11 protein-coding genes are annotated in these 14,590 nt (G+C 67.1%); 6 read left to right on the forward strand and 5 right to left on the reverse strand.

Annotated features, from left to right (window positions below; translation table 11 throughout):
• Positions 1 to 6: 6 nt before the first annotated feature.
• Positions 7 to 1,182, forward strand: a complete 1,176-nt coding sequence (locus tag MF607_RS04230; protein WP_242116201.1) for a sensor histidine kinase — start codon at positions 7 to 9, stop codon at positions 1,180 to 1,182.
• A 159-nt stretch (positions 1,183 to 1,341) separates the two neighbouring features.
• Here the strand turns inward: MF607_RS04230 and MF607_RS04235 are convergent, their stop codons facing one another.
• The 5 genes from MF607_RS04235 to MF607_RS04255 form a co-directional block, all read right to left on the reverse strand.
• Positions 1,342 to 2,118 carry an NYN domain-containing protein gene (locus tag MF607_RS04235; protein ID WP_242116204.1) on the reverse strand — a complete coding sequence of 259 codons (777 nt, stop codon included), beginning with the start codon at positions 2,116 to 2,118 and terminating at the stop codon, positions 1,342 to 1,344.
• Positions 2,119 to 2,162: 44 nt separating this feature from the next.
• Positions 2,163 to 2,543, reverse strand: coding sequence for a DoxX family protein (locus MF607_RS04240; protein ID WP_242116207.1), 381 nt, complete (start codon positions 2,541 to 2,543; stop codon positions 2,163 to 2,165).
• A gap of 85 nt (positions 2,544 to 2,628) precedes the next feature.
• The gene (locus MF607_RS04245) at positions 2,629 to 4,275 is read right to left on the reverse strand and encodes a cation:proton antiporter domain-containing protein (protein WP_242116212.1); all 1,647 of its coding nucleotides are present in this window, start codon (positions 4,273 to 4,275) and stop codon (positions 2,629 to 2,631) included.
• 331 nt (positions 4,276 to 4,606) lie between these two features.
• Positions 4,607 to 5,089: a transcription elongation factor GreB gene (greB, locus tag MF607_RS04250; protein ID WP_242116216.1), complete on the reverse strand. Its 483-nt coding sequence runs from the start codon at positions 5,087 to 5,089 to the stop codon at positions 4,607 to 4,609.
• The gene (locus MF607_RS04255; protein WP_242116449.1) at positions 5,086 to 7,125 is read right to left on the reverse strand and encodes a lytic transglycosylase domain-containing protein; all 2,040 of its coding nucleotides are present in this window, start codon (positions 7,123 to 7,125) and stop codon (positions 5,086 to 5,088) included. Before MF607_RS04255 ends, greB begins: the two co-directional genes overlap by 4 nt.
• Positions 7,126 to 7,203: 78 nt before the next feature.
• Between MF607_RS04255 and dapA the strand changes: the two genes are divergently transcribed.
• From dapA to MF607_RS04280, 5 genes are all read left to right on the forward strand, one after another.
• Complete coding sequence (gene dapA / locus MF607_RS04260; protein ID WP_242116217.1) at positions 7,204 to 8,088, forward strand: 4-hydroxy-tetrahydrodipicolinate synthase; 885 nt, start codon at positions 7,204 to 7,206, stop codon at positions 8,086 to 8,088.
• 80 nt (positions 8,089 to 8,168) lie between these two features.
• Positions 8,169 to 10,766 (forward strand): ATP-binding protein, encoded by a 2,598-nt coding sequence (locus MF607_RS04265; protein ID WP_242116219.1) that lies wholly within the window; start codon positions 8,169 to 8,171, stop codon positions 10,764 to 10,766.
• 189 nt (positions 10,767 to 10,955) lie between these two features.
• Positions 10,956 to 11,438, forward strand: coding sequence for an SsrA-binding protein SmpB (smpB, locus tag MF607_RS04270; protein WP_242116223.1), 483 nt, complete (start codon positions 10,956 to 10,958; stop codon positions 11,436 to 11,438).
• Positions 11,431 to 12,006: a DUF2062 domain-containing protein gene (locus MF607_RS04275; RefSeq protein WP_242116226.1), complete on the forward strand. Its 576-nt coding sequence runs from the start codon at positions 11,431 to 11,433 to the stop codon at positions 12,004 to 12,006. The genes smpB and MF607_RS04275 overlap by 8 nt, the downstream gene beginning before the upstream one ends.
• 253 nt (positions 12,007 to 12,259) lie before the next feature.
• The gene (locus MF607_RS04280; RefSeq protein WP_242116229.1) at positions 12,260 to 14,326 is read left to right on the forward strand and encodes a M13 family metallopeptidase; all 2,067 of its coding nucleotides are present in this window, start codon (positions 12,260 to 12,262) and stop codon (positions 14,324 to 14,326) included.
• Positions 14,327 to 14,590 lie beyond the last annotated feature (264 nt).

Below are 14,590 nucleotides of genomic sequence, written 5' to 3' on the forward strand. Positions count from 1 at the left end.
ATGCCGGTGGTCGAGGAAAATGGGGCGGGGTCTGACGATCCCGCCGATGCGATCCGATATCGCCTCGACCAGCAGCGCATTCTGGCCGAGTTCGGCGGGATCGCGCTGCGCAGCCGCGATATCGACGAAATCGTCCGTGCCGCGGTCGAGCTGGCTGCGCGCGGCATGCGCACCCGGCTGGCCAAGTTCCTGCACCATGATGCGGCGCGCGGCGGGCTGATCGTCCGCGCCGGCATCGGCTGGAACGAGGGCGTGGTTGGTGGTGCGGAGATGGGCGACGATCTCGGATCGCCGGCCGGCTTCGCCTTCCAGACCGGCGAGGCGGTGATCTCCAACCATCTTCGCGACGAGAAGCGCTTTCGCACGCCCGACTTCATGGCCGATCACGGCGTGAAGCGCGCGATCAACGTGCTGGTCGAGGCGAACGGCAAGCGCTTCGGCGTGCTGGAGGTCGACAGCCGATCGGATGGCCGGTTCGAGGAGGACGACCTCGCCTTCATGCAGGGCTTCGCCAATCTGATCGGCGTGGCGATCGAACGGCTGGAGGCCGAGGCCAATCTGCGCGCCGCGATCGAGCATCAGGAATTGCTGACGCGCGAGGCGTCGCACCGGGTCAAGAACAGCCTTGCCATGGTGTCGGCGATGCTCAACCTGCAGATGCGCGAGGATGACGACCCACGCGTGCAGCGGATGCTGGGCGATGCGCAGGCGCGGATCGTCGCGATCGGGCAGGCGCATGACCAGCTTTGGCAGGGCGAGCGCGTCGGCGTGGTCGCGCTCGACCGGCTGCTGTGCGGCATCGCCGACCAGTTGCGCGAACAGGCGCCTGACCATGCGATCGACTGCGACATCGCGCCGTTGGTGGTCAGCGGCGATACCGCGATCCCGCTCGGCCTGTTGCTGACCGAACTGGTCACCAACGCGGTCAAATATGCCTATGGCGAGGGCGGCGGTCCGGTGCGGATCGTGACGCGGTGCGACGACGGGGCACTCACGATGACGGTGGTCGACCAGGGCGTCGGGCTGCCGGCGGACCTCGATCCGACCGTGGCGCGACCGACCAGCCTGGGAATGCGGATGGTGAACAGCCTGACCCGGCAACTGGGCGGCACGCTCTTGTTCGAGGATGCCGGGCCGGGGACGCGGGTGATGTTCTCGATGCCATTGCCCGAGGGGGTGTAGGGGGTCGCCCCCGCGTGCCCTCCGTTCGGTTCAAGCAGCTTCGAGCTCGTCGAGAAGCGTCTTTCGAGAACACCCCGTTCGTGGCAACCGCCTTCTCGACCGTCGGTTCTCGACAGCTCGAACCTGCTCGAAGCAAACGGATATCGCTAGGGAACACCCTCAAACCAGCTTTACGAAAACCCCGGTATCGCGGCGTTCGACCTCGAACGCCTTCACTTTCTCGATCAGGTCCGACAGCCGCTTGAACCCATAGTTGCGGGTATCGAAGCTCGACCGGTTCGCTGCGCGCTGCCCGACTTCCGACAGGCTGGCGAAGCCGCGCTTGTCGACCTTGGACGCATCATACGCGTCGGACAGCAGCTTCACCAACGCCGCATCGATCTTCTGCTGCTTGCGCGCCGGGGCGGGGGCAGGTTTGGCCGCGGGCGCCGCGACCGGCGCCGCGACCCCGCCGATCGCGGGCGGCAGGGGCATGTTTGCCACATCCTCGACGTCCAGCGAGGCGACGTCGATGAACCGCGTGCAACTCTCCCGAAACCCCTCGGGTGTGCGGTCGGTGCCGAAACCATAGACCGGCACCCCTTCCTGCCGGATGCGCTGGGCGAGCGGCATGAAGTCGCTGTCCGACGACATGATCCCGAACCCGGTGATCCGTCCGCGCAGCAGCAGGTCCATCGCGTCGATGGTCATCCGCATGTCGGTCGCGTTCTTCCCCTTGGTGATGTCGAATTGCTGGAACGGCTCGATGCCATGGCGCATCAGCAGCGCCTTCCAGCTTTTCAGGCCCGGCTTCTCCCAATTGCCATAGGCGCGCCGGACGTTGACGGTGCCGAACTCGGCCAGCACCGTCAGCACCGAATCGAGATAGGCGGCGCCGGCATTGTCGGCATCGATCAGCAACGCGACGTTGCCGGTGGGAGCGTGATGATTGGCCATGGCGCCCGTCTATCGCACTCGGCGGACGGGCGCGACCGAAACCGTCAGGCGCGGTGCCGGGCGGCGTCGATGCTCCACGTGCCCCCACCGGCCGCCGCCATGTACAGGAAGGCGAAACAATAGAGCGCCGCGGCCTCGCCGCCATTGGTGATCGGGAAGGGGCCTTGCGGCGCATGCGCCATGAAATAGGCGACCGCCATCATCCCCGACAGCACGAACGCCGCCGGCCGGACGAACAGTCCGACGACCAACAGCGCACCGCCGACCAGTTCCAGCCCCGCCGCCGCATACAGCATGCCGTTCATCGGCATCGGAAAGGGGGGCAGGCCGAACAGCTTCGACACGCCATGGCTGAGAAAGACGAGGCCGAACACGATCCGCATCGCGGCGAGGAGGCGCGGGGCAAGGGAGGCGGGCAGGGGCATGACGGGCTTCTCCGTGAAGGAACCGCCGCAATGTCGCATCGACGGGTCCGTTACCCAAGCGCAATGATCGAAACGATCCGTTGCATCAGGCGGTTCGCTCGCGTTCCGCTTCCGCCCGGCGCAGCATGGTGCGGGCCAGTTCCTCCTCGCCCAGCACCACCTGGTCGACGCCGTGACGCTCCAGATAGCTGACCTCCTCGGCCGAATGCGCGCGCGACAGGATGTAAAGGCCGGCGTTCATTCCGCGCGCATGCTGGACGATCGCGCCCGCCTCGAACCCGCCGGGAATGGCGATCAGCAGCTTGGTCGCGTCGGCGACGCCGGCGTCGCGCAGCACATTGGGATCGAGCGCATTGCCCAGCACCACGCTCCAGCCATGGGCGGCGGCGGCGCGTGCGGTATCGGCCTGATCCTCGATCACGACGAAGGCGCGGCCGGCGTCGCGCAGCCCTTCCGCGATCAACCGCCCGACCCGGCCCGCGCCGACCAGCACGACATGATCCTCGCGCGCCTTTTCGCGCTCGGTCTCGCGCACCGCGTTCACCGACGGTTCGTCGCCACGTCCCGCAACCGCGCCGAACAGGAACGGATTGACCATGATCGACAGGATCGCGCCCGCGAGGATCAGGTCGCGCCCCGCATCAGGCAGGATGCCCAGATTGGTACCCAGCCCGGCGAGAATGAACGAGAATTCGCCGATCTGCGCAAGGCTGGCGGCGATGGTCGCGGCGGTGCGATTGGGGTGGCCGAAGGCGCGGACGATCACCCACGCGGCGGCCGATTTGCCGACCACGATGATCGCGATGGTGGCGAGCAACGGTCCGGGCTGTTCCATCAGCACCTTCGGGTCGAACAACATGCCGACCGACACGAAGAAGAGCACCGCGAACGCATCGCGCAAGGGGAGCGTCTCTTGCGCCGCCCGCCGGCTGAGCGGGGTTTCGCCGAGGATCATGCCCGCGAAGAAAGCGCCCAAGGCAAACGACACGTCGAACGCCAATGCCGCCCCGAACGCCACGCCCAGCGCGATCGCCAGTACGGCCAGCCGGAACAGCTCGCGCGATCCGGTATGCACCACCCAGTGCAGCGCCCATGGAATGACCCGCCGTCCGACGACCAGCATCAGCGTGACGAAGCCGGTGACCTTCAGCAGCGTCATCACGACTGCGGTCACGATCGCGCCAGGCGCCGCCGCCTTGGCCGGATCGATCGCGGCGGCGACGACCGGCAGCAGAACCAGCGCCAGCACCATCGCCAGATCCTCGACGATCAGCCACCCGACCGCGATCCGGCCGCGTTCCGTCTGCACCAGCGCGCGCGCCTCCAGCGCCCGCAACAGCACCACCGTGCTGGCCACCGACAGAGCAAGGCCGAACACGATCCCGGCCATCAGCGACCAGCCGAGAAACTGGCTCAGTCCCCAGCCCATCGTCGTCGCGACCGCGATCTGCACGACGGCGCCCGGCACCGCGATCCGCCATACCGACAACAGGTCCTTCAACGAGAAATGCAGCCCGACCCCGAACATCAGCAGGATGACGCCGATCTCCGCCAGTTCGGTCGCGATCCCCGAATTGGCGACGAAGCCCGGCGTGAACGGCCCGATCAATACGCCCGCCAGCAGATAGCCCGCGATCGGCGACACGCGCAGCTTCTGCGCCGCCGCCCCCATGACGAAGGCCGCGACGAGCGCGGTGACGATAGTTCCAATCAGCGGCGTGTAATGGGGCATCGGTTCTCCGTGGCACGTTCCTTCGAAGCGAACGGGCGGGGCTGCGCTTGGGTTCGCCAGCGTACCGAATTTGTTGCGGAACCCCAGCCCTACCGGACGTCATCCCGGATTTAAGTCGGGACCTCGAAGTAAGTGTTCCGCCTATCCCTGGACCGTTCCGTACCCCCGCGAAGGCGGAGGTCCAGAGCAAAGCAAAACGAAGGTCTGCGAGTGCGACCCTGGATCGCCGCCTTCGCGGGGATACGGTGAAGCGGACGTTCGCAAAGATCTCGATCAAGTCCTCGGTAACGAGGTGGTTCGGATGCGATAACCGCCGTGGCAGGGCGGCCGATCACGGATAGGCGATCGCCATCACCTCAACTTCCTTGGCGCCCGCCGGCAGCGCGACCGTGCGCACGTCGCCCACCGCACTGCCGCGCAAGGCACGCGCCATCGGCGAGTTCCAGCCGATCCGCCCCTTGCCGGCATCGGCCTCGTCGTCGCCGACCAGTTCCAGCGTGCGGTGATTGTCGTCCTCGTCGGCGATCGTCACGGTCGCGCCGAACCAAGCCCGGCCGCGTTCGGTCTGCGCGGCGGGGTCGACGACCCGAGCCGCCTTCATCCGCTTGGCGAGGAAACCCAGCCGCCGGTCGATCTCGCGAAGGCGTTTGCGGCCATAGATATAGTCGCCATTTTCCGACCGGTCGCCATTCCCTGCGGCCCAGGCGATGACGTCGACCAGCTTCGGCCGCTCCTCGCCCAGCAACTGGTCATATTCGGCCTTCAACACGGCATAGCCCGCCGGCGTGATGTAATTCGGACGCGGTTCGCTCATCCCGGTCGGTTCTTCCCCAGATACCAGCTAAGGTTGTTCGGCCCGCGCGACCGGGCCTTGTCGGCATGGATCAGGTCATAGACGACGGCATTTTCCAGCACGCGCTGCACATAGCCGCGCGTTTCCGACAGCGGAATCTTCTCGATCCATTCGATCATGTCGACGCCCGGCGTACGGGGATCGCCATTGGCGCGGATGAACTTGTTCACATTGCCCGGCCCCGCATTATAGGCCGCGATCGCCAGCGGATAGCTGCCGCCATAATAGTCGAGCATCCGCTGAATGTAGCTCGACCCGAGCGCCATGTTGAACGCCGGATCGTTGAGCGCGGTCGGGCTGTAGGTCAGCCCCAGCTTCGTCGCGGTCTCGCGGGCGGTGCCCGGCATCAACTGCATCAGCCCGCGCGCGCCCGCGCGGCTGACGGCGGTGCGATCGAACTGGCTTTCCTGCCGCGCAATGGCATGAATCAGCGTGAACTGGTCCTGTTGTGGCCCGCCGACCGGCACCGATGGATAGCCCGCCAGCGTATAGTCGCTATGCCCGTTCAGCAGCGCGCTGCGCCCGACCATCACCGCCAGGTCGGGGCGGTCGATCGCCTTGGCCAGTTCGACCGCCAGCGCATGATCGGTGTCGCTGCGCGCATCCTCGGCGATCTTGCGGATGAACAGGCTCTGGTCGGCATATTGGCCGGTGCGACCCAGATAGCGCGTGGCCCGCGCCATTTCGCCATTCATATAGGCGGTACGCAGATCGGCCGGCACGGCGGTCGCAACGGCGGTGGCGGGCGGCGCGCGCAACGGGCGACCGATCCGTTCGCTCGCCAACTGGCCATAGAACAGGTCGCCCAGATCGGCCGCCTGTGCATACCAGCGATCGGCGGTCGGACGATCCCCCGCCGCCTCCGCCGCGCGGCCTGCCCAGTAATAGCCCTTGGTCCGCACCGTCGGCGTGCGCGAGCCGCTGGCATAGCGCGCGAACATGCCGGTCGCGTCGCTCGGTCGGTTGAGTTGCTGCAGCGCGACCGTGCCCGCCAGCCACGCGAGGCTGGTATAATCGTCGCGCTCGCCATAGCCGGCATCGGCAATGACCGTCCCCGCCGGGAAGGCATCGTCGATCTGCGAGGCGATGCGATAGGCGAGGTCATACTGGCTGTCCGCCTGCGCCGCACGGGCATTGGTCAGCAGGACTTCGAGCCATTCCTCGATATCGCCGGGCGTTCGCGACAAGCGCCGCGGCTGGGCCAGATAGGCGCGCGCCGCCCCCGACTGGCCCGACGCGCGCAACCAGCTGGCACGGTCGGCGATATAGCCCGGATCGGCGCGGTCGACGCCCGGCTGTTCGCCGCGCACGCTGGCATCGGCGGCGTTGGTGCGGAACGCCATGCGCGCGTCGAAGGTCGGACGCATCGCCGCCGAGACATAGCCGATCTGGCGCAGCCCAACGGTCGTCGCCCCCTGCCACAGCATCTTGTCCATGCGCGCGTCGTGATCGGCGGGGGCCAGCGCGCTGGCGAAACGGGCAAGCAGTGTCGCTTCGTCGTTGGGCCGCAACACGCCCCTGCGCCATGCGGCACGCGCCGCCGCCTGCGCCTCGGGCAGGCGCCCGCTGGCCGCCAGCGCCTCGGCATAGCGCAACTGCCCGGCGGCGGTGCGCGGCGGGAAACGGGTGAAGAAGCGCAGTACCGTCGCCGCATCCTGCCCGCCATCGGCCAATACGGTTTCGGCGGCGGCGCGGCGGCTGGTCTCGCCTGGAAAGCCGGGATGCGCCAGCAGGAAGCGGGCATAGTCGGCGAAGGGATAATTGTCCGATTGCTGCAACCGTTTCCATTCGGACAGCACCGGCTGGATCGGGTCGTAGGGGACCGGTGCGGGCACCGGCTGCACCATCGGCTGGGCGGCGGGCGCGACCGGTTGCACGATCGGTCGCGGCGTGGCGGGGGCGGGGGCCTGCGGAGCGGTTTGCAACAGCCCGGTGGCCATGGCGGCGCTCGCGACGCCGGTGAGCAGGAACGCGCTCTTGAACACGGTGGTCAGCATACTGGACATGATATGGAAGCGCGCCCTATCTGTCGCCACCTTTTCGGCTCGAATCCCTGTCCACGGAGCGCAACCACCATGTTTTCCGGATCGATCCCGGCCCTCGTCACGCCGTTCGCCGACGGCAGGTTCGACGAAGCCTCGTTCCGTGCGCTGGTCGACTGGCAGGTCGAAAGCGGGTCGAGCGCGCTGGTCCCGTGCGGCACCACCGGCGAAGCCGCGACGATGACGATCGAGGAGCATGACCATGTCGTGCGCGTCTGCGTCGATCAGGCGCAGGGCCGCGTGCCGGTCATCGCCGGCTGCGGATCGAACGACACCGCGGTCGCGCTGCACCACATCCATGCGGCGAAGGCGGCAGGTGCCGCCGCCGCGCTACTGGTCCCGCCTTATTACAACCGCCCCAATCAGGAGGGGGTGTTCCGCCATTTCGAGGTGCTCGCATCGCAAGGCGGGCTGCCGATCGTCCTCTACAATGTGCCCGGCCGCACCATCACCGACATCGCGGTGGAGACGGTCGAGCGGATCGTGAAGGCGTTTCCCGACGTCGTCGTCGGCATCAAGGACGCGACCGGGCAGATGGCGCGCGTGTCCGAACACCGGCTGCGCTGCGGCACCGGTTTCGCGCAACTGTCGGGCAATGACGACATGACCCTTGCCTTCATGGCGATGGGCGGGGTCGGGGCGATCTCGGTCACCGCCAATGTCGCGCCCGCGATGTGCGCCGAGTTTCAGGACGCGTGCGCGGCGGGCGATTACGGCCGGGCGCTGACGATCCAGGACCGTCTCTTTCCGCTCCATGCCGCGCTGTTCAGCGATGCGTCGCCGGGGCCGGTCAAATACGCCCTTGGCCGCGTTCGTCCCGGCTTCCCGACCGACCTGCGCCTGCCGATGACGCCGGCGTCCGAAGCGTCGCGGGCGGCGGTCGATGCCGCGCTGGCGCATGCCGGACTGATAAGTTGACGGATGGCACCGGGTCGACGCACGTTATTGCGATCGCTCGGTGGTGCGCTTAACACGTGCGCCATATGCCTAACGGACATTTGTCGCTTCAAACGGTTACCGGTCGGGAAATCGCCGACCGTGACTGGTCGGGCACCTCGCTCGGCCCGATCGAATCCTGGCCGGTATCGCTGCGTTCATTGCTGGCGATGATGTTGTCCTGCCCGACGCCGATGTTCCTCGCCTGGGGTCCGGACCTGCGGTGTTTCTTCAACGATGCCTATCGCCCGATCCTCGGCGTCCGCCTCGACGGGGCGCTGGGCGAGCGGTTCGACATCGTCTGGGCCAATATCTGGGACGAACTGATCCCGCTGGTCGAAGAGACCATGGCCGGGGGCAGCATCACCGCCACCGACATGAAACTCGATCTCGCCCGCACCGGCGAGCCGGAGGAGAGTTGGTGGACCTTCACCTATTCGCCCGCCTTCGATGACGAAGGCCGGGTCGCCGGCCTGCTCTGCGTCACTGGCGAGACCACCGCGCGCGTCGTGGCCGAGCGGGAACGCGCCGCCGCCGACGAACGGCTGCAACAGGCATTGTCGGCCGGTCGCAATATCGGTGCATGGGACTGGGACGTGCAGAACGATATCGTCCGCGCCGATTCCCGCTTCGCGCTCCTGTATGGCGTCGACCCAGCGGTCGCGGAGAAGGGCGCACCGATCGGTACCTTCTTCGCCGGCCTGCACCCCGACGACCTTCCGAACACCCAGCGACAGATCGCGGTCGCGATGGACCCGTCGGGCGATGGCACCTTCATTTCGGAATATCGCCTGCTGCGCGCTGATGGCACCAGCCGCTGGGTCTCGGCGCAGGGCCGGTGCAGTTTCGACGACGAAGGCCGTCCCACCCATTTCCCCGGCGTAAGCTACGACATAGACGACCGCAAACAGGCCGAACTGGCGGCGCTGGCGGCGAAGAGCGAGCGCGAATTCGTCCTGTCGCTCAGCGCGCGCCAGCGGGCGGCGACCGATCCCGATGCGATCATGCGCTTCACCGCACGTGCGTTGGGCGAGCGGCTCGACGTCCATCGCATCTGTTTCGCGCGGGTGGGCGAGAACCGGGTCCGCTACATCGCCGGCTGGAACGACGGCGCGCTGCCGCCGCTGACCGGCGATCATTCGATCGACCGGATGGGGCGGAGCAACACCGCGCTGCTGCGCGCCGGGCGGACGGTCGTGTCCGATGCCTTCGCACAGGACGACCGGTTCGAAGCCGAGACCGTCGCCAGCTACAGCGCCCGGTCCGGCCTCGCCGTGCCGCTGCGCCGCGACGGGCGGCTCGAAGGGCTGCTGATCGTCGGCCATGGCGAACCGCGCCACTGGCTGCCGAGCGAGGTCGCGCTGGTGCAGGAGATCGCCGAGATCAGCTGGGTCACCATCCAGCGCGCCGATGCGCTGCTGCGACTGGAGGCGAAGGTCGGGCGACAGGGCGCGCAGCTCGAACGTGTCGCGACCGAACTGCACGATGCGGCCTCCGCCCGCGCCGCCGCCGAAACACAGGTGCGCCAGCTGCAAAAGATGGAGGCGGTCGGGCAGTTGACCGGCGGCATCGCCCACGATTTCAACAACATGTTGGCGGTGGTGATCGGCGGGCTCGACATGATCGATCGCCGTCTTGCCTCCGGCCGCAGCGATGTCGGCCGCTATGTCGAGGCGGCGAAGGAAGGAGCCACGCGCGCCGCCGCGCTGACCCAGCGCCTGCTCGCCTTTTCGCGCCAGTCGCCGCTGTCGCCCGAACCGATCGAGGGCAACCGGCTGATTACCGACCTGACCGACCTGCTGACCCGGACGCTGGGCGAACGCATCGCGGTCGAAACGGTGCTCGGTGCCGGGCTGTGGCGCGCGGAGGCGGATCGAGGACAGTTGGAGAATGCGCTCGTCAACCTCGCGGTCAATGCCCGCGACGCGATGCCCGATGGCGGACGACTGACGATCGAGACCGCCAACGCGCATGTCGGCGACGATTATGCGCAGGAGGCCGATATGGCCGCCGGGCAATATGTGCTGATCGCGGTCAGCGACACCGGCACCGGCATGGCGCCCGATGTGCTGGCCAAGGCGTTCGACCCGTTCTTCACCACCAAGCCGGTCGGGCGCGGCACCGGGCTGGGCCTGAGCCAGGTCTTCGGTTTCGTCCGCCAGTCGCGCGGCCATGTCCGCATCTATAGCGAACCCGATGTCGGCACGACCGTCCGGCTCTACCTGCCGCGCTTCTATGGCGAGGCGCCGACGCCCACAGCGCGCGCAACGCTGGCGCCGGTCCGCGGCGGCGGCCTGCATGAATCGATCCTGGTGGTCGAGGACGAGCCGCGCGTCCGCAGCTTCTCGGTCGAGGTGCTGCGCGATCTCGGCTACAACGTCTTCCACGCTTCCGACGGGCCGGAGGCGATCGGCCTGCTCGAAGACGGATTGCAGGTGACGTTGCTGTTCACCGACGTGGTGATGCCCGGCATGACCGGCCGCGAACTAGCCGACCGCGCGCTGGCGATGCGGCCCGACCTGCGCGTGCTCTACACGACCGGCTATACCCGCAACGCCGTGGTGCATAACGGCGTGCTCGATCCGGGCACCCGGCTGCTGCCCAAGCCGTTCGACGTCGACGAACTAGCAAGGAAGGTGCGGGAAGCACTGGACGCCTGAAGATCCTCCCCGCTGCGCGGGGAGGGGGACCGCCGCGAAGCGGTGGTGGAGGGGGGTGTCCACGCAACGCAACCGTTCCGTATGTGGCCGTCCCCCTCCACCATGCTGCGCATGGTCCCCCTTCCCCATGAATGGGGAGGATTTTTTCGTGCGCTTCCCCTCCGCCCCCTGACCCCCTATGTCCGCGGCATGAGCCGTCCGCGTCCCCAACTGTTCGACAAGAAGAAGACCGTCGCCGAAAACCGTCGCGCGCGCTTCGATTACGAGATCGACACCGTCTACGAGGCCGGCATCGCGCTGACCGGTACCGAGGTGAAGTCGCTGCGCTTCGGCGAGGGGTCGATCACCGAAAGCTATGCCGATGTCCGCGACGGACAGGTATGGCTCATCAATTCGAACGTCCCCGAATTCAGCCACGGCAACCGCTTCAACCACGAACCGCGCCGCCCGCGTAAACTGCTGCTTCACGAACGCGAGATAAACAAGATGCACGGGGCGGTGGCGCGCGACGGCATGACGCTGATCGCGCTGTCGGTGTATTTCAACGGAAAAGGGCGGGCGAAGGTCGAACTGGCACTGGCCAGGGGTCGCAAGAACCACGACAAGCGCGAGCATATCAAGGAGCGGGACTGGAAGCGTGAACAGGGAAGGTTGCTCCGCGACCGTGGCTGATCCGGCGGGCGAAGACCGGAGTCTGGGCAGCCGTGCGCTGCGCTGGGTCCGTGCGAACCTGCCGACGCGCGAATCGATCGAATCGATCCGGTTCCTGCGCCCGGTCGCGCACCGCGTGCTGGCCCCGGAACTGTGGCGCTTCACCCGCCGCTCGGTCCCGCGCGGCGTCGCGCTCGGCATGTTCACCGGCATCCTGATCCCGCTGGGGCAGATTCCTGCGTCCGCCGTCCTCGCGCTGCCGTTGCGCGCCAACGTTCCCGCCGCCGCGCTGACCACCTTCTTCACCAATCCGATCACCACGCCGTTGCTGTTCATCCTGTACTACAAGGTCGGTGCGTGGTTGCTCCACCTCGACCGCGTCGTGCCCGGCGACCCGATCGGCAACGCGGTCGCCGCGCCGCCGGGCTGGCTCGACTGGCTGGTGGCGGAGGTGGGACCTGCAACCGCGCTCGGGATGCTGGTATGTGCGGTGGTCGGCGCGGTGCTGGGGTACGCGATCGCGGCGCTGGGATGGCGGTGGTGGATCGCGGCGAAGTGGAAGCGGCGCGGCCATGGGGTGCGGTCCTGAAACCCTCTCCTTCCCAAAACTAACCCGTTCGCTTCGAGCGCAGGTTCGAGCCTGTCGAGAACCGTAGTCGAGAAGGGGGTGCCCCAAGCGGGGCGTTCTCGACCGACGCTTCTCGACAGGCTCGAAGCTGCTCGAACCGAACGGGGAGGGGGCAAAGCTGCTTTTGCCAGCAGGACGAGCCACACCAGATATTGACGATCGATAAGCCCCGGTGCAGCATGACCGTATCACCCGATACGAAGAGGCTTTCCCGATGCGGCGTAGTTTCGTCCTGACCACCTTGCTCGCGGCTTCCGCTCTGTCCGCTTGCGCGACGCAGCCGACCGCTCCCGTCGAAACCGCCGCCGTACCGGCACCCCCGCCCGCCGAAGCAGCACCCGCGCCCAAGCCCGAGATCGGCGATTTCGGCTTCGACGTCGCCGGCATGGACCGCGCGGTGAAGCCCGGCGACAATTTCTACAAATACGCCAATGGCAACTGGGAAAAGATCACGCCGATCCCGGCCGACAAGTCGAATTACGGCATGTTCACCGCGCTTGACGACCTGTCGAAGACGCGCACCCGCGAACTGCTCGACGCGGCGAAGAACGATCCCAACTCGAAGATCGGCACGGCCTATGCCACCTATCTCGATCAGGCGGCGATCGAGGCGAAGGGGCTGGCCCCGATCCAGCCATGGCTGAACGAGATCAAGGGGCTGAAGTCGAAGGCCGGCTATGCCGCGCTGGCGGCCAAGGCGTCGCAGGCCGGGGTCGGCGCGCCGTTCGGTGCCTATGTCGGTCCGGATGACAAGCAGCCGACCGTCTACGCGTTGCAGACCGCGCAGGCCGGTCTCGGCATGCCTGACCGCGACTATTATCTCTCGACCGATGCCAAGCTGGTCGAACAGCGCAAGGCATATCAGGCGCATCTCGCCAAGATGCTGACGCTGGCGGGCGAGCCGAACGCCGCCGCCCGCGCCGCCGCGATCGTCGCGTTCGAAACGCAGATCGCCAAGGCGCACTGGACGCGGATTGAGAGCCGCGACGCGAACAAGACCTATAACAAGATGACCGTCGCCCAGTTGCAGCGCCGCGCGCCGGGCTTCGACTTCGCCACCTATTTCCGCGGTCTCGGCGCCGACACCGCCGACGTGATCGTCGCACAGCCGACCGCCTTCACCGGCATGGCGAAAGTGATCGGCGCGGCACCGCTGTCGGTGCTCAAGGACCAGATGCTGGTGCGTTCGCTCGACAATTTCTCGAGCGTGCTGCCCAGCGCGTTCGATCAGGAAAATTTCGCCTTCTACGGCACCGTCCTGTCGGGCACGCCGCAGCAGGAGGAACGCTGGAAACGCGCGGTCGATTTCACGTCGGACGCGGTCGCCGACGATGTCAGCCAGGCCTATGTCGCCAAATATTTCCCGCCAGCGACCAAGGCGGCGGCCGACGAACTGGTCCGCAACGTGACCGAGGCGATGGGCCGCCGCATCGACAATCTCGACTGGATGGCCCCCGAGACCAAGGCGAAGGCGCGTGCCAAGCTCGCCGCCTTCACGCCCAAGATCGGCTATCCCGACCAGTGGCGCGACATGCGCGACCTGACGATCACGCCGGGCGACGCGTTCGGCAACATGCTGCGCGCCAACCAGTGGCAGCAGCGCTACAATGTCCAGCATCTCGGCAAGCCGATCCAGAAATGGGAATGGTTCATGACGCCGATGACCGTGAACGCCTATGCGAACCCGGTCATGAACGAGATCGTGTTCCCCGCCGCGATCCTGCAGCCGCCCTTCTTCGATCCCAACGCCGACCCGGCGGTGAATTACGGCGCGATCGGCGCGGTGATCGGGCACGAGATCAGTCACCATTTCGACGATCAGGGCCGCAAATACGACGTCAACGGCAGTCTCACCGACTGGTGGACCGCCGAGGACGTCAAGCGCTTCGAGGAACGCACCGCCGCGCTGGTCAAGCAATATGACGCCTATGAGCCGCTGCCCGGGCTGCACGTAAAGGGCGAACTGACGCTCGGCGAAAACATCGCCGACCTCGCCGGACTGACCGCGGCGTGGGACGCCTATACCCATGCCTATCCGGGCGAGCAGAAGGCGATCGACGGCTTCACCCCCGAGCAGCGTTTCTACCTCGGCTGGGCGCAGGTGTGGCGGCGCAGCTATCGCGAGGCGAATCTGCGCCAGCGGCTGCTGACCGACCCGCACAGCCCCTCCGAACAGCGCGCCTGGGTCGTCCGCAACCTCGACCCGTGGTACAAGGGCTATACCCCCGCAGCCGGCGAATATCTGTTCCTCCCGCCCGAACAGCGCGTCCGCATCTGGTAACCACGACATCCCTCTCCCCATCAGGGGAGAGGGATGCGCAGCCTTGGTCTTCGCGCAAGCGAAGGCCTGGTCGAAGCTGGGAGAGGGGATGCGATCGCCTAGGCGATCGCACGAGCCAAATGCTCGCTCCACCCCGCGCAGGTATCCTTGCCTCGATTTGGTGGACCACACCCGCGACGAACCGAAAACATCGGCAGGCCCTGCCCGTTCGCCGCTACCCGGTCCCCACAACGCTTGACGGACGCAGGCCGTCACCCCAACAGC

This window comes from Sphingomonas lacusdianchii (assembly GCF_022664395.1).
Classification (GTDB): Bacteria; Pseudomonadota; Alphaproteobacteria; order Sphingomonadales; family Sphingomonadaceae; genus Sphingomonas; species Sphingomonas lacusdianchii.

What these genes read in the sequence shown, in the direction of transcription:
- MF607_RS04235 (WP_242116204.1), bottom strand. Translation starts at nt 2,118, where the DNA reads ATGGCCAATCATCACGCTCCCACCGGCAACGTCGCGTTGCTGATCGAT.
- MF607_RS04240 (WP_242116207.1), bottom strand. Translation starts at nt 2,543, where the DNA reads ATGCCCCTGCCCGCCTCCCTTGCCCCGCGCCTCCTCGCCGCGATGCGG.
- MF607_RS04245 (WP_242116212.1), bottom strand. Translation starts at nt 4,275, where the DNA reads ATGCCCCATTACACGCCGCTGATTGGAACTATCGTCACCGCGCTCGTC.
- greB (WP_242116216.1), bottom strand. Translation starts at nt 5,089, where the DNA reads ATGAGCGAACCGCGTCCGAATTACATCACGCCGGCGGGCTATGCCGTG.
- MF607_RS04255 (WP_242116449.1), bottom strand. Translation starts at nt 7,125, where the DNA reads ATGCTGACCACCGTGTTCAAGAGCGCGTTCCTGCTCACCGGCGTCGCG.
- dapA (WP_242116217.1), top strand. Translation starts at nt 7,204, where the DNA reads ATGTTTTCCGGATCGATCCCGGCCCTCGTCACGCCGTTCGCCGACGGC.
- smpB (WP_242116223.1), top strand. Translation starts at nt 10,956, where the DNA reads ATGAGCCGTCCGCGTCCCCAACTGTTCGACAAGAAGAAGACCGTCGCC.
- MF607_RS04280 (WP_242116229.1), top strand. Translation starts at nt 12,260, where the DNA reads ATGCGGCGTAGTTTCGTCCTGACCACCTTGCTCGCGGCTTCCGCTCTG.